General features: G+C 60.3%; 16 protein-coding genes and 3 pseudogenes. 5 read left to right on the top strand and 14 right to left on the bottom strand.

Translation table 11 applies throughout. The features are described from left to right. Positions 1–19 precede the first annotated feature (19 nt). From RGQ15_RS21910 to RGQ15_RS21885, 6 genes and pseudogenes are all read right to left on the bottom strand, one after another. Positions 20–676: an amino acid ABC transporter permease gene (locus tag RGQ15_RS21910; protein ID WP_311163031.1), complete on the bottom strand. Its 657-nt coding sequence runs from the start codon at positions 674–676 to the stop codon at positions 20–22. Between the two features lies 1 nt (position 677). Continuing rightward, positions 678–1,346: an amino acid ABC transporter permease gene (locus RGQ15_RS21905; RefSeq protein WP_311163030.1), complete on the bottom strand. Its 669-nt coding sequence runs from the start codon at positions 1,344–1,346 to the stop codon at positions 678–680. Between the two features lie 67 nt (positions 1,347–1,413). After that, positions 1,414–2,421, bottom strand: coding sequence for a LacI family DNA-binding transcriptional regulator (locus RGQ15_RS21900; protein WP_311163029.1), 1,008 nt, complete (start codon positions 2,419–2,421; stop codon positions 1,414–1,416). Between the two features lie 830 nt (positions 2,422–3,251). Then, a pseudogene (locus RGQ15_RS21895) lies at positions 3,252–3,575 on the bottom strand (helix-turn-helix domain-containing protein); the annotation flags it as partial. Positions 3,576–3,686: 111 nt separating this feature from the next. Continuing rightward, positions 3,687–4,367: pseudogene (locus tag RGQ15_RS21890) on the bottom strand (IS110 family transposase); the annotation flags it as partial. A 222-nt stretch (positions 4,368–4,589) separates the two neighbouring features. Continuing rightward, positions 4,590–4,934, bottom strand: a pseudogene (locus RGQ15_RS21885) (transposase); the annotation flags it as partial. Between the two features lie 149 nt (positions 4,935–5,083). Between RGQ15_RS21885 and RGQ15_RS21880 the strand changes: the two are divergent. Next, positions 5,084–5,734, top strand: coding sequence for a c-type cytochrome (locus RGQ15_RS21880; RefSeq protein WP_311163026.1), 651 nt, complete (start codon positions 5,084–5,086; stop codon positions 5,732–5,734). A 37-nt stretch (positions 5,735–5,771) separates the two neighbouring features. Here the strand turns inward: RGQ15_RS21880 and RGQ15_RS21875 are convergent, their stop codons facing one another. From RGQ15_RS21875 to RGQ15_RS21845, 7 genes are all read right to left on the bottom strand, one after another. After that, on the bottom strand, positions 5,772–6,452 hold the full coding sequence (locus RGQ15_RS21875; RefSeq protein ID WP_311163025.1) for a photosystem reaction center protein H: 681 nt from the start codon (positions 6,450–6,452) through the stop codon (positions 5,772–5,774). 89 nt (positions 6,453–6,541) lie between these two features. Continuing rightward, positions 6,542–7,189: a hypothetical protein gene (locus RGQ15_RS21870; RefSeq protein WP_311163024.1), complete on the bottom strand. Its 648-nt coding sequence runs from the start codon at positions 7,187–7,189 to the stop codon at positions 6,542–6,544. A gap of 57 nt (positions 7,190–7,246) precedes the next feature. Next, a complete protein-coding gene (locus tag RGQ15_RS21865) occupies positions 7,247–7,723 on the bottom strand; it encodes a sigma-70 family RNA polymerase sigma factor (RefSeq protein WP_155042533.1) in 477 nt (158 codons plus the stop codon). A 115-nt stretch (positions 7,724–7,838) separates the two neighbouring features. Further along, positions 7,839–8,006, bottom strand: coding sequence for a hypothetical protein (locus RGQ15_RS21860; RefSeq protein ID WP_311163023.1), 168 nt, complete (start codon positions 8,004–8,006; stop codon positions 7,839–7,841). Positions 8,007–8,133: 127 nt separating this feature from the next. Continuing rightward, positions 8,134–8,370, bottom strand: coding sequence for a DUF6894 family protein (locus RGQ15_RS21855; RefSeq protein ID WP_155042531.1), 237 nt, complete (start codon positions 8,368–8,370; stop codon positions 8,134–8,136). 5 nt (positions 8,371–8,375) lie between these two features. Then, on the bottom strand, positions 8,376–9,131 hold the full coding sequence (locus RGQ15_RS21850) for a Crp/Fnr family transcriptional regulator (RefSeq protein WP_311163022.1): 756 nt from the start codon (positions 9,129–9,131) through the stop codon (positions 8,376–8,378). A gap of 31 nt (positions 9,132–9,162) precedes the next feature. Then, on the bottom strand, positions 9,163–9,336 hold the full coding sequence (locus tag RGQ15_RS21845) for a hypothetical protein (protein ID WP_311163021.1): 174 nt from the start codon (positions 9,334–9,336) through the stop codon (positions 9,163–9,165). A 51-nt stretch (positions 9,337–9,387) separates the two neighbouring features. Here RGQ15_RS21845 and RGQ15_RS21840 point away from each other — a divergent pair, with 51 nt between their 5' ends. Beyond that, the gene (locus RGQ15_RS21840) at positions 9,388–9,807 is read left to right on the top strand and encodes a hypothetical protein (protein ID WP_311163020.1); all 420 of its coding nucleotides are present in this window, start codon (positions 9,388–9,390) and stop codon (positions 9,805–9,807) included. Positions 9,808–9,817: 10 nt separating this feature from the next. Continuing rightward, positions 9,818–10,378 carry a CinA family protein gene (locus tag RGQ15_RS21835; protein WP_311163019.1) on the top strand — a complete coding sequence of 187 codons (561 nt, stop codon included), beginning with the start codon at positions 9,818–9,820 and terminating at the stop codon, positions 10,376–10,378. Here RGQ15_RS21835 and RGQ15_RS21830 read toward each other — a convergent pair. Beyond that, positions 10,299–10,967, bottom strand: a complete 669-nt coding sequence (locus RGQ15_RS21830) for a Crp/Fnr family transcriptional regulator (protein ID WP_311163018.1) — start codon at positions 10,965–10,967, stop codon at positions 10,299–10,301. The genes RGQ15_RS21835 and RGQ15_RS21830 overlap by 80 nt on opposite strands. 172 nt (positions 10,968–11,139) lie before the next feature. Between RGQ15_RS21830 and RGQ15_RS21825 the strand changes: the two genes are divergently transcribed. Next, positions 11,140–12,597 carry a DUF1254 domain-containing protein gene (locus tag RGQ15_RS21825; RefSeq protein ID WP_311163017.1) on the top strand — a complete coding sequence of 486 codons (1,458 nt, stop codon included), beginning with the start codon at positions 11,140–11,142 and terminating at the stop codon, positions 12,595–12,597. Between the two features lie 29 nt (positions 12,598–12,626). Beyond that, entirely contained in the window at positions 12,627–13,697 is a 1,071-nt protein-coding gene (locus tag RGQ15_RS21820; protein ID WP_311163016.1) for a DUF1214 domain-containing protein, read from the top strand. Positions 13,698–13,723: the final 26 nt, after the last annotated feature.

Below are 13,723 nucleotides of genomic sequence, written 5' to 3'. Positions count from 1 at the left end.
GGTCCTCCTCCGTTTTTGGTCAGCGCGTGATGGCCCGGCGCATTCGGGTCTCCAACCGCCGGGCCAGAAGCGATAGCGGCCAGCACAGCAGGAAATACAGGATCGCGACTGTGCCGAAGACGAGAAACGGCTTGAAGGTCGCGTTGTTGACGATCTGCCCCGCCCGCGTCAGTTCGGTAAACCCGATGATCGAGGCAAGCGACGTCCCCTTGATCAGCTGCACGAGGAAGCCGACCGTCGGGGCCGTCGCGATCCGCATCGCCTGCGGCAGAATGACGTGGCGCATCCGGTCGGCATAGGACAACGACAGAGCGGTCGCTGCCTCGGTCTGGCCCGAGGGGACGGCCTCGATCGAGCCGCGCCAGATCTCGCCCAGATAGGCGCTGGCATGCAGGGTCAGGGCAACCGCCGCCGCCAGCAGCGGATTGATCGGAAGGCCCACGACCGCCAATCCGAAATAGACCAGAAACAGCTGCATCAGCAGCGGCGTGCCTTGGAAGACCTGAATGAAGCCCGCCGCGACACGCCGCAGGCCTTTGCGCTGCGAGGTGCGGGCCAGCGCGACGCCAAGCCCGCCCAAGGCCCCGCCCAGAAAAGCGATGGCTGACAGGATCAGCGTCCAGCGCACTGCCGCCACGATGAAGAACACATCTGCGGAGGAAAACACGCGGATCATCTCAGCGGCTCGCGGGGTAGGAGAGGAAAGCGCGGCGGATCGCGGCGAACATCGCCGAAAAGCCCGCAGCCAGCAGGAAATACATAATGGTCAGGACCAGATAGACCTCGAAACTGGCGAAGGTCTTGGCGTTCAGATCCGCCCCCGCCGAGGCCAGATCATTGGCCGAGATGACCGAGACCACGCTTGAGGTCAGCATCAGATAGATGAATTGACTGGTCAGCGCGGGATAGATGTTGCGCAGAGCCGGTTTCAGCACGACATGGCGCAGGATCTGGGCGGGGCTCAGGGCCAGGGCGCGTCCGGCCTCGATCTGGCCTTGGGGGATGGACTCGATGCCGGCGCGGATGATCTCGGTCCCGTAAGCTCCGACATTGACGACCAGCGCGACTAGCGCCGCGGTATTCGGCGACATCGCGATGCCGATCGCCGGAAGGCCGAAGAAGATGAAGAAGATCTGGATCAGGAAGGGCGTGTTGCGGATCACCTCGACATAGATATCGACGAGCCAGCGCAGCGCACGAATGCCCGAGGTCTTGGCGACCGCGCCCAGAACCGAAACGATCAGCCCCAGCACCATCGCCATGATCGACAGCCGCACGGTCAGCCATGCCCCGTGCGCGAGCAGGTCGAGATGTTCGAAAATGGGCTGGAAGTTGAATTGATACATCTGCCCTCCCCTGCGGATGTTCATTTCTTCCGATTTAGAACGATCTAAATTGATGGTTTGAAACGAGTCAAATGATTCGAGCGCTGCTTCCTCGCATCTGTAAATTCGGTGCGACAATGCTGCGCTGTATCGCGGCCGTCGGGTCGGCGATGCGGCGGGCCAAAAGCCGTGCCGCTGCCGCACCGATCGCGTCGGGGCTCATGGCGACGCTGCTTAGCGGTGGATAAGTCAGTTCGGCGAGCGGCAAATCGTCGAGCCCAACCACGGCGATATCGCGCCCCGGAATGACTCCGGCGCGGCGCAGCCCAACCATCAGACCGGCGGCGAGAACGTCATTGAAGCACAGAACCGCCGTCGGCTTGCTCGCCAGCGCAAGGATTTGCTTCGCGGAACGCGCCGCCCCCTCCCAGGTCAACTCGGCATCGACGATCCCGGCATCCTGAGCGCCGGTTTGGGCAAGGGCGCGGGCGAAGCCCTCGAGCCGCTCGATCCGCGCCGAGGTTCGGGCACATACCGACAGAAAGGCGATCCGCTGATGGCCCTGATCGACAAGGTGACGGATAGCGAGATCCACTGCAGAAATGTAATCCCCGCCCGCGAAATCGCTGGCCGCATCGCCGATCTCGCGCAGCGATTGCACGAGCGGCAAGTCCCATTGCGCCAGACGCGCGATCAATTCGGGACTTGTCTCCTGCGCCGGGCAAAGGATGACCCCATCCACGCCATGACCGCGAAAGCGCCGCAGGATCTCAGCCTGCCGGACCGGATCGTCATGGCTATTCGCCAGCAAGACCACGCGGTCACTTTCGCCCATGACCTGCTCGACACCCGAGAGAAACTCGGTGAAAAACGAGTTCACGAGGTTCGGCACCACGACCCCTACCGTGTGCGAATGCTTGTCGCGCAAACGCGCAGCGCCGATGTCGCGGACATAGTCTAGATCGGCCATCACGCGGGAAACCTTCGCGCGCGTCGCCTCTGCCACCAGAGGCGACTTGCGGATCACAAGCGACACTGTTGCCCGCGATACGCCAGCGACTTTCGCGACATCAGATAGCGTGACCTTGTTGCGCAATGTTTTTGCCCCTCCCCTTAGTGATCCGTTCATAGCGCAATTGGTGCTTCGAGGGAGAGGAGTTCGATCGAATTGTTGCAGAGCCTCGCCGACCCGCACCGCAACCTCGAGCGCCTTGAGCAATGCTCAGTTATGGCAGCATGGGTATGAAGTCTGCGGGATCGGCAAGCTAGGCAAAGAGATCATCCGTTCTTCTGGCCGATCCTTTAACGATGTTGGTGGCTAACTCACGTCACTTGACGAGTTCGAAGTCCGCGAGGCTGAAGCTCTTGTCAAAGAATGCTTTCTAGGGCCCGTAGAGACGGAAGTAGACGAACCAACCGTCATCATCGGCGGTCTTCATGTGGTTGTCGGTTTCCTGCGTGGTGACGAAATCGAAGCGCTTGTAGCAGGAGTTTCGCTCCCCGGGCCTCGGCGTAGCGGCGATTGACTTGCAGGTTGCGCGTCATCAGTTCGCCAAGCGCCGCACCTTACAGAAGGATCTTCTGCTAGCGTTCATCGGGTCCGAATTTCTCGCCCTTTACGATTCCAAGTCGCGCCATCATCTCCATCCAAGGTTTGTTGATTTAGCGTACTGGTTCCACGTTTAGGATTGCGGTGAGCATTTACGAGTATTCCAGCCGTCTTGGCGCAGCCGCCGTCCATTCCACGTCCTTATCCTTAACAAAACTGGCCTGTGCTGTGCTGCCGACCGGCCCCATTTCGTATTGCGAGCTATATCTGTCGTAAAAGGCCAGGTCGGGATCAAGAATTTGGATACCGACGAGCACGTTCTTGGTCGCGCTGTGAAAAATATGAATGCCGTTGGCTTCGTGTTGCGACAGATCGCCCTCGGCGCGCCAGTCCCGGGCAAAGGCGGCGACGCGATTGTAGGAGCCGGTATAGCCGAGCGCGACCAGATCGGCGTGGAGTTGCTTCAAGGTCCGGCGCTGCTTGCGCGACTTGGTCGTCTCGGTCTTCAGCCAAGCCGCGAGCTTCTCGGCGAACGGATCGAGCTTGCTCGGGCGCTCGGGCACCGAGAACTTCGGCTCGATCGTGCCCGCGTTCAGATACTTCTTGATGGTGTTCCGAGATAGCCCGGTCCGGCGGGCTATCTCGCGGATCGGCAGCTTCTCACGCAGCGCCATCCGCCGGATGACATTCAAAAGTCCCATGTGGATCACTCCGTTACCCCCGCCGCTCATCGCGTTGGGGAAGGGTCACATGGGTCAAATCTCAATGGAAATTACGTGCCAACCCGGGTCAGTTCTGGGTGGAAATCAACAAGCAAAGACATGCTCCGGGCGATCATTACCGACCAGCGCGGCTTTGATCGTGCCCATCGATGACTTGCAGCGGACATCCCGGAAGGCGGCAAGAACTTCGGGATCACGCTCTCCACCGACGATGGCACGGATGATCAGCATGCCCGTTGCGCCTGTGATGTCCGACACCACATGATGCAATTGCAGGTTCATCTCCATCAGCGCCTTCTGCATGTGCTGGATGTGAGCGGCTGCATACTCTGTCAGACGTTCGCGTTGGCGCATATAAGCGCGCAGAGTGGCGATCTCGGCTTCGGGGTGGAAGCTGCCACGTAGCAAAGCATAGGAATGCAGCTGGCGCAGCCATCCGGCATCGCTGACGTCGGTTTTGCGGCCTGGCACATTCTTGGCGTAGCGGGCATTCACGAGGATGACCTCGAAGCCATTCGCTTCCAAGATTTCGAAGGCCGGTATCCAGTAAACGCCGGTCGATTCCATGGCCACGCTGGTGACACCGCACGACCGGAACCAGTCGGCAAGGTCGTGCAAATCCTGGGTGAATGTTCCAAAGGCACGCACTGGCATGATGTCGGTGTCAGGGTTCACAGCCGCCATGTGCATCGTCGAGCCGATATCGATCGCGGCCGCATTGGGATTGACCATCTTCAGGTCCGGGTGGCCACCGGATTTGCGCTTCGTCATGGCATCTCCTCCGTTCCAGGCGAAGGGCGTGGGCCATGCAAGTTCGTCATCTTCCTAACCGGGATCGCCGCGATGGCGGCGTCACCACTCTCAAGTGCGCATCGGCCCATGTGCCACGTTTTTTAACGGGGTCCAGTCCACCAATAAGCAGTCGGCATCTGCCCTTCGGGCGTAGCATAGCACAGGCTGTTTATACCGCGCACAGGCGGGCAGAGGCCCGGGACGGTTTTTTAGCAATCGGTTCTCGAGCGTGAGATCCGCGACGACTTCCTTCAGCGCTGCGGTCTCGGCCCGCAGGTCCTTCACCTCGGCGCTGTTGGCCTGCCGGGCGGTGTCTCCCGCCAGACGCCTCTTCCCAGCCTCGAGGAACTCCTTCGACCAGCTGAAATAGACGCTCTGGGCGATCCCCTCGCGCCGGCACAGCTCGGCAATGCTGTCCTCGCCGCGCAAACCGGCCAGGACGATCCTGATCTTTTCCTCCGCCGAATGGACCTTTCGCGTCGCACGGCGAATGTCTCTCACCGCGCGATCGGCGGCGACTTTCTGATCAACGGGTTTCTTGCTCATCTTCGCTCCTTGAAAGCTACGATGTGCCAGAAACCCTCCCATCATCAATCAACCAAATCTGTCCCATAGGCCCTGACGCCGGACATGCAGATATGGCTCAGGATTGGAGCCCTTCCGAATTGCACTGGATCATCCATCAAGGAGTGAAGATGACCGGAATGCCCGCTTGGCCGGCGCGGCGACAAGATGATGTCTGGCCGGTGGTCGCCTTCCTGCGCGTCGCGACGAATTTGTCAGCGCAAGACTACCGCGACCTCGTCAGCGATGAGGCCGTGGGATCCTGCACGATGTGCCATGGAACGGAAGGACGCTCTGAGAACCCGTTTGTCCCACGCCTCGACATCCTCTCTCCGGCCTATATTGCCGCCAGTCTGCACGCCTATAGCGACGGAAGCCGCGACAGTGGCATCATGGCCGAGGCCGCCGCTGGGCTGGACGATCAAGCGATTCTGCGACTGGCGAAGAGCTTTCCGCCCCCCAAGTCAGAGCGTGTAGCGAGTCCGCAAACTGGCCCCGGCCCGGAACTGGCAACTCAAGGGACGCCGGAAATCCCGTCCTGTCATGCCTGCCACGGACCATGGCAAGCGCCGCTGAACGAGGCCTTTCCGTCGATTTCCGGCCAGTCCAAGCGCTATCTGCGCGACCAACTCATTCTCTGGCGGGAAAGCGCAAGAGGCGGCGGACGAATGGCGGAATTGATGCATCACGCGGCCCGAGCATTGGATGACACGGATATCGAGGCGTTGGCGGCTTATTACTCAGCCCTTCCACCCGCCCGGTTGAATGACATGGCGCGGTAAATTGCGGGTCGAAATTGAGGCGGCCCGCAATGATGCTTTAGGCAGGATCGGCCTCGAATTTGGGCAAGGCCATCAATTGCTCGCGGGTCTTGGGCAGATAAATCCGCAACTCGTTTTCCTTGCGATAGGCCACGAGCTCCTCGACCGGGATAGCGACGCGATGTTCGCCCATGCCGAGAAAGCCACCAACATCAATTACCGCTTGGGTGATCGCGCCCGGATCCGCCGAGCTCATCGCATCGGCCGATTGCGCCGGGGGCGTCGCGGCATCGGTCGGGCTCATCGTCGTCGCATCATGGCCGACATTGCCGATCTTGTCGCCTTCGACCTTGGCGGCCTCACCGGTGGCGGGCGCGGTGGTTGCCATGCCGGTCGGTTCGGTGGTCGTCACCGGGGCTATCGGATCAGAGACCGGATTGACCGCACTGACCGGAGGGGTCACGCCCATGCCGGCGGTGGTTCCATTGGCAAAGACCAGACCATGGACCTCGCCGATGCGTTCGCCCGTCGCGTCATAGACCGTCACACCGTCGAGATTTTCGGCGCTGAACACGATTTTGTCGGCCATATAGCCTTCGGGCGCTGTGATTGTTGGCGCGGTCATTGGCGCTGTCGCGACGGCGGGATCCGCCGCAGGTGGCGTCGTCGCTGTCTGTGCCACGGCGCTGCCGCCTGCAAGCAACAGTATAAGAGCGGTTGTCGAGAATAGTCTGCTCATCCTCTCCTCCATACGCAGTGAAGCGTGGGAGTTGCGAACCTGCAAAGAGCGGAATTGTTCCCGAGGGCCAAACCTCAGGTTACGCCCGCTCAGTTCGTTACCTTATGCGGCGGGTTCGGACCATGCCCCTGCCGATTGGGATCTTCGGTCACCAGATTGGCTGGATCGATGCGCTGAAGGCGCTGATCGATGACATTCGGCCCCGGGTGCCGCAATGCATCGGGACCGCCGTGATTGGTCTCACTTTCGACGGGCGCCGGGCCTCCCGAGCGCACCGGGTGCACGGGTGCTGGTCTGACCGCAAGCGAAAGCCCTAGTCCCAAACCTATCCCCAGCCCGACGAAACCCGCAACCACGCCGATGAAGGGCATGGCGAGATGCCAGCCGGGACTCATCCATTCCGGTAGAAAGCCATAATCGACGACAAGCGCCAAAAGGGCGGTGCCCAATCCGACGATCCAAGCGTGACCAATGCCGCGAAACAGCAATGTTGCGATCACCGCCCAGAACAGACTTGAAACCACATGGATGAGCAGGCCGAACCCGCTATGGGTCAGGTCGAGACCTCTGACCAGCGCCACTTCCGGGCCGAAAAAGGCTTGGGTGGTGACATTCAGGGGCATCCAGAATGGGTGACCAGCGAGCATTGCAGCCACGCCCAGCACCAAGCCCGAGACGAGCGCGGCCAAAAGCCCGGCTCGCAAAGTTGTCGTCAAGAATCCGGAACTCTCTGCCATCGTTGCCTCACCAGAATAGAGGTCGAGAACCTGACTTCCGCGCCGATGTTCCAAACTTCACAAAGCAGGCTCGAGGGCCTCGCGCAGGATCCGCCTTGCCCGGTTCACCCGGCTTTTGATGGTGCCGATATCGCAATCGAGAATTCGCGCGGCGTCGATATAACTCTCACCGAAACCGCCGACGAGAACGATCGCATCGCGGTAATGGGCGGGCATATCGCGAAGGACACGTCGCACCTCGATCGCCTGCATATACCATTCCTGCCCGGCCTCGACCCGGGGCTGATCTGAGACGCAATCGACGCCTCCGGTCAATTCGCGGGCCGATTTACGGCAATTCGTCAAAAAGCGGTTGCGCATGATGGTAAAGAGCCAAGCCCGCAGATTTGTGCCCGGCTGAAAGCTGTCTGCATATTCGATGGCGCGCAGCAGCGTCTCTTGCACCAGATCCTCGGCTTGGGAAAATGATCTGCACAAGCAGCGCGAATAGGCCCGAAGCGCGGGTATCTGGTCGACGATCTCGTCTTTCAACATGGAGAAGCCTCCCCTGTCCATCCTCAGGGACGCAAACGTCGAGACGGCGGCTTGGTTCCGGCTGAGCGGCGCGTGGGCGCTACCTCGCCCATTGCGAGTCAGATAGCGCGCCCGCTCACTGCCGCGCCTCGGCAAGGGCTTTGGCCAAGCGATCGGCCAGCTCTTGCAAGCGGGGAGAAAGGGGTTCTTTGCGCGTCTGTTCCAGCAAATCGGACAATGCCTTGTCCAGTTCCGGCTCGAGGCGCGGTGCTTCATCCTTGTCCGGCATTGGCAATCCCGTCATCTCGCCTTCCTTTGAACCCGCAAGAACCATTAAGCTGGCCGGATGTGCCCCAAAACCTCGCCTTCGGGTGATCACAATTACGAGAAGAGTAGCAAATCCCCGGGAATATTCAACGTAAGGCGGCGGCTCAATCGAGCCATTCGGCGACGAGTTCGAGCACGGCCCGAAAAATCGCGTCACCTTCCTCGTTGCGGATCACCACCCAGACGGCGTGACGATCGCCGTCGGGCATCACATCCCGCGCCAGTGGCGGCAAGACCGAGATTGCCATGTTTCGCGCGGCAGCCCGATCCGGCAGGGCCTGCCCGTCATCATCCGAAGTGAAGCGCAGCCCGTCGTCGATATCGAAATAAAAGCGGGGCATGGGCGTCAGCTTTCCGGCGGCAGATGCAGGTAATCGGGATTGAATTCCGAGAACTCCATCAGCCGCGCAATATCGGGAATGGTGATCTGGCGGTCGCGCAACTCGATCAACCCGTCCTGACGCAGGGCCGCGATGACGCGCTGTGCATGGACCACAGTGATGCCCAGCGTGTCGGCAAGCTGCTCTTGCGTCAAAGCAAGCGCGAATTTATCGGGCCAGCCGATCGCGGCATAACGCAGATAGAGTTCGCAAAGCAGATGCGCCATTTGCCGATCCGATCGGCGCTGTCCCATATTGACCAGCCATTCGCGCAAAATGGCCTCATCGACCAAAGTGGCCCACCACATCGCCCTTGCGATGCGGGGGAAATCGAGCAGCAAATCCTCGATTTCGGAACGCGAAATAAAGGCGACGCGGCAGGGCGTCAGCGTGCCGATGCTGTGATCCATCCGGCCAAGGATTGCGATATTCATATCGCAGAAATCGCCCGGGATCAGCAAATCCATGATCGAGCGCCTTCCGTCCGGCAGGATCTTGTAGCGGCAGGAAATGCCGTCAAGGATCGCATGGACATATTCGGGATCATCGCCCTGACTGATGATGTCGGACTTGGCCGGCATCGCCTTCCAATGCCGCATCAACTCGTCCAGGCGCGCATGATCGCTGTCCTGCAGGGCGGCACCATAGCTCAACTTACGAGCGACAAAGTTGCGCATTCCGGTTCCGCCATCCCTCAGAAAATCGCTGTGTCGCTCGAACATCTTCCGCGCCCCTCGCGTTCCCCAATGCGGCTCATTTTGCCAGCACATTATGCAAGGCCTCGCGTGCCGCGATCCGATGACGGGCCAGGACCAAGGGCTCGATCGCCAGGATATGTGCAACCTGAGATGGTCCCAGATGAAGCAGATCCAGAAGCACCAGCGCCAACCGCTGCGCCAGAGGCAGGCTTCGGATTGCGACCAGCAAGACCTCCGACCCCTTTCCCTGCGCTGCGTGGAATGGGACAATCTTGGGAGATTGCAGATCTGGATCGGCGCACATCAGGCGCAGCAGCCCGACCTTGCTGTCGGCAAGCTCGCCGCGCTCGGCCAACCGGATGGCCTGACGCAAGCATCGATCAAGCAGCGCCTCGGCACTTCTGTCTTCGGCACAGACAAGTCGTACGAAGACCCGCATCATATCCAGATCGTCACGCAGTCCCGGCAATGGCTGATCCACGCATTCCCCTCCTCGCAAAACTCGAAGGGCCAAGCATGCGCTGACCACGATCACGACGATCCAACATTTGTGGTCATGCCGGTCGCATTCCTCGCATCCGCGGGAGCAGATCAGCGGATCGAGCGGTTCAACAGCCGATCCAAGGTCACTGTCGATTTCGAGGACGCGGCACAGCATGTCAGACCGGTTTTAAGCCTCGCCCGAACTTCGCCAGCGTGAAGCCCTTATCATGCAAGATATTTCCCGGCGCGATCTGTCGATCCCAACTGCCGAAAGCTGCACCGGCGGCGCAGTCGCAACCCTTCTGGCCGATGTGGAAGGAGTTTCACATGCATTCGACAGCGGCTTTGTCACCTATAGCGATGATGCGAAAGCCCGTTACCTCGGGGTGGACGCGCAACTGATTGCCGAACACGGCACCGTCTCTCGCGAGGTCCCCGTTGCAATGGCGGACGGCGCCTTGCAACGCTCAGGTGCCAGCTTCGCGCTTTCGGTCACCGGATTTGCCGGAGCCACCGAGGAAGGACGGGAGGGTGAGTTGCATTTTGCCCTTGCGGCGCGACAGGACGGGACGGTCGAACGTCACGAGGAATTCGGCCCTCTCGGTCGGCGACTGATCCGCGAGCTCTGCATGCGCGTCCTGTTGTCGTCAACAGGTTCGGTATTCGCATTGCAGCGCAAAGCGTGTGGACTAATTAGCCAATTTCCGCTCACTCGACATGCCTTTCGGCATTTCGCGAAAGACGGACCGGGTCGAGAATTTGCACCGTTCCATAGCCGCGCCGAATGAGTCCGTCTTCGTCCAATTTTGCAAGGGCGCTGGCTGCAGAGCGCAGCGAGACATTGGCGATCGAGGCGATGTCGGGCTGCGTGGCCTCGATGACTGGTGTTGGTTCTGCCTGTCGGTGGTAAAGGATCAACAGGGCCGTGGAGACGCGCCGGTCTGGTGACGCATCCCTCATCATGGCAACAGCATCGGCCATGGCCTCGTAGTTGCCGCACATCAGCCGGGCAAATGGCTCCCAGTAGTCGGGCGCGAGTCCGCAGATCTCCCTGACCTGCGCCGCGGGGACGAATAGCAGATCGCAGCCGGTGCGTGCCTGAATGTGAAAACGGCGCGGTCGCGTGGTAAAGATCTCCAGCGCGCCGAACCACCAGCCGCGCCGGGCCAAGTAGATCAGGCCATGCCCCCCGACGGTAGACAAGATACTGACCTCGACGGTGCCCGACAGAAGTCCGTAAAGCCCACGCGCCTCTTCGCCCAGCAGATACACGGGCTGTCCAGCCTCTGCGCGACGACGTTCAGCGCGTTTCATGACTTCGCTTTGGAAATCGGCCGGCATCGCGGCAAGCCAACCCATTGGAGTGATTTTGGACATTGTCGGTTTTCTTCTCGGATAATGCACCGGCGCATTTTATTTGTAACAAACTTTGAATAGGCTTTCCTTGAAAAACATGACCCTCGCGTTGGGCGTGTGCGATCCGCGAGGGGCCAGCCAGAACAAGGCAGCCGTTTTGCAGTCAACCGGAGGACCAAGGATGAACGGTAGAATGAAGACCCTGATTGCATCGGCGCTCATTACCACGATGCTGTCGCCTGCCTTCGCTCAGGAAGCAGGCCAGGTTCCGCCCCCGCAATCGCCAAGCGACGTGCCAATGCCGGTGGCCGGGGCGCCGATCTCGGCCGAGTATGCCGCAGCGATCGGGCGCATGGCCTATATCTGGGGCTGGCCGCTGGTTAACATGCACAACCGTCAGACCCTGTTCGCCACCGCGCCCCATCCCGGACTTCTTGGTGGCGTTCTTCCGGTGGCTCCCTTGAACCAGATAGGCATGCTTTCGGACTATGTCCGTCCAGAGCAGCGCTTCATCGCCGCACCGAACCAGGACGTGGTCTACGGCGCAGGTTTCATGGCGCTGGATGAGGATGCGGTTGTTGTGCAGGTGCCGGATTTCGGCGATCGGTTCTGGGTCTACCAGGTGGTCGATCAGCGTTCCGACAGCTTTGCCGAAATGGGCATCCAGTATGACACCGCGCCGGGTCACTACCTGCTGGTCGGACCTGATTGGAACGGCGAGACGCCCGATGGTATCAAGGCGGTCGTCCGCTCGCAAACCAATCTGGCGGCCGTGTTTCCGCGGATCTTCATGGATGACACAGATGAGGATCGCAAGGCGATCCAGCCGCTGATCGACCAGGTCATGGTCTATCCTCTGTCGAAATATACCGGCGAGATGCAGACCATGGACTGGTCCGAGGCCCCCGAAATCCCGAACCCCAATGCGGGGGGCGACGGCGAAACCCGTTGGGTGGTCCCAGAGGAGTTCTTCAAGGTGTTGCCCGAGGTTCTGGCCGAGACCCCGCCGCTGCCGGGCGAGGAAGGGCTCTATGCCATGATCGGGCAGGTTCTGGATGCCGCTGCCGACAATCCTGAGTTGATGGAGGCCCTGACAAAGGCGGCGGTCGAAACTGAGGCCAGCGTCATCGACTACATGTTCGAGTTCCGCAACAACGGCGTCGATGCTGGGAATGGCTGGCGCACGCAAAAGAACTCGGCGCGCTTCGGCTATGACATCTTCCAGCGTACCGCGACGGCCAAGGGCAACATGTTCTCGAACGTTCCCGAAGAAACCATGTATTTCGGGGCCGATTTCGACAGCGCAGGTGATCGTCTGAACGGCGCGAAAGCCTATACCCTGACATTCCCGGCGGGCCAATTGCCGCCGGTGGACGGGTTCTGGTCTCTCACCCTCTACAATGAACAGCACTTCTTCTATCCGAACGAGCTGAACCGCTTCTCGCTCGGCACAAAGAACAAGTCGCTGGTCACCAACGAGGACGGCAGCCTGACGATCTATGTGCAGAACGAGAACCCCGGCGGCGAGAAAGAGGCCAACTGGCTGCCCGCACCGGCCGAAAACTTCTCGCTCTATATCCGCGCCTACTGGCCGCAGAACGCCATCGTCAGCGGCGACTGGCCCCTGCCGACCATCGAGCCTGTGAAGTGAATGTCTTCGATTAAGCAAAGGAAAAGGATATGAATATCAGATCTTTCATGCTGGCTGCGCCGATAGCGGTTGCACTGACCACGCCCGGATTTGCCGACATCGCGGAGGGCTATGACGTGACGACTCCAGCCGATTTCGGGGTGCCGGAATACGTCTACAAGATCTCGGAGAGCGATTTCAATTTCAAGCGCAGCCTTGCCAAGGCGCCGGTCAACGAATGGGCGTATCAGAGCGATCTGAGCCGCGTCGCAACTCAGCAGGTCATCCGTGAAAACCAGGACGGCATCTATGCCAGCGCCGTGGTCGATATCAGCGAAGGCGCGACCTTTACCATTCCGCCGGGGAACCACTACCAGATCATCCAGGTCATCGACATGCAGAACTACGTTGCCGGCGTGGTCTATGCGGGCGAAAGCCTGACGATCACGACCGACGACGTGACCTACGGCGACCATGTCTATCTGAACATGCGCGTGCCGATCCTGACCGAGGAAAAGGGCGGGCTCGAAGAAACGCTGCGTCTGCAGAAACTGGCCACCATCGAGGCCAAATCCGCGAAGCCCTATGAAACGCCGGACTTCGTGCTGCCGCTGGAGAAGACCGAGGAAATCCGCGCCGCATTGGTCAAAGATGTCAGGGGCGGAGCCTTGACCCATACCAGATATGTCAACGGCACGCCCTACACCTCGCGTCCGCAGGATCACCTCTACGGCACTGGCTATGGCTGGGGCGGTCTCGGCCTTCCTGATGCCGCATACTGGCCGTTCAACAACAAAAGCCAGGTAACCGATGGCAAGATCCAGCCGTCGAGCGTCACGATCACCCCGCCAGAGATCCAGGAAGAGCGCGGCGGCTTCTGGTCGGTCACGATCTATGACGAGGAAGGCTGGTTGGCCAAGGACATCTCGGCGATCTCGAACACTCAGGCCGAACCGAACGAGGATGGCACCTACACCATCAACTTCAACAACCCGGGCGCCAAGAACAATCTTGAAACCTCGGTGCCCTTCGCCGCGCTGTTCCGGTTCTACTTGCCCGACTCGAAGGAAAGCGCAGTCGAATACATCGACAAACACGCGGCCGAGTTCGTCATCGAGTAAGCGTCCCAGGCAGTACTTTGGGGATT

Source organism: Paracoccus sp. MBLB3053 (assembly GCF_031822435.1).
GTDB lineage: Bacteria > Pseudomonadota > Alphaproteobacteria > Rhodobacterales > Rhodobacteraceae > Paracoccus > Paracoccus aurantius.
Note: the sequence above shows the minus strand (reverse complement) of the source record. Positions and strands in the feature narration are given on the sequence as shown.

Excerpts from the sequence above, each read along its gene's own strand:
- RGQ15_RS21875 (WP_311163025.1), bottom strand. The coding sequence starts at position 6,452 with ATGAGCAGACTATTCTCGACAACCGCTCTTATACTGTTGCTTGCAGGC.
- RGQ15_RS21855 (WP_155042531.1), bottom strand. The coding sequence starts at position 8,370 with ATGCCCCGCTTTTATTTCGATATCGACGACGGGCTGCGCTTCACTTCG.
- RGQ15_RS21825 (WP_311163017.1), top strand. The coding sequence starts at position 11,140 with ATGAAGACCCTGATTGCATCGGCGCTCATTACCACGATGCTGTCGCCT.
- RGQ15_RS21850 (WP_311163022.1), bottom strand. The coding sequence starts at position 9,131 with ATGTTCGAGCGACACAGCGATTTTCTGAGGGATGGCGGAACCGGAATG.
- RGQ15_RS21880 (WP_311163026.1), top strand. The coding sequence starts at position 5,084 with ATGACCGGAATGCCCGCTTGGCCGGCGCGGCGACAAGATGATGTCTGG.
- RGQ15_RS21860 (WP_311163023.1), bottom strand. The coding sequence starts at position 8,006 with ATGACGGGATTGCCAATGCCGGACAAGGATGAAGCACCGCGCCTCGAG.
- RGQ15_RS21910 (WP_311163031.1), bottom strand. The coding sequence starts at position 676 with ATGATCCGCGTGTTTTCCTCCGCAGATGTGTTCTTCATCGTGGCGGCA.
- RGQ15_RS21865 (WP_155042533.1), bottom strand. The coding sequence starts at position 7,723 with ATGTTGAAAGACGAGATCGTCGACCAGATACCCGCGCTTCGGGCCTAT.
- RGQ15_RS21870 (WP_311163024.1), bottom strand. The coding sequence starts at position 7,189 with ATGGCAGAGAGTTCCGGATTCTTGACGACAACTTTGCGAGCCGGGCTT.
- RGQ15_RS21820 (WP_311163016.1), top strand. The coding sequence starts at position 12,627 with ATGAATATCAGATCTTTCATGCTGGCTGCGCCGATAGCGGTTGCACTG.
- RGQ15_RS21905 (WP_311163030.1), bottom strand. The coding sequence starts at position 1,346 with ATGTATCAATTCAACTTCCAGCCCATTTTCGAACATCTCGACCTGCTC.
- RGQ15_RS21835 (WP_311163019.1), top strand. The coding sequence starts at position 9,818 with ATGCAAGATATTTCCCGGCGCGATCTGTCGATCCCAACTGCCGAAAGC.
- RGQ15_RS21830 (WP_311163018.1), bottom strand. The coding sequence starts at position 10,967 with ATGTCCAAAATCACTCCAATGGGTTGGCTTGCCGCGATGCCGGCCGAT.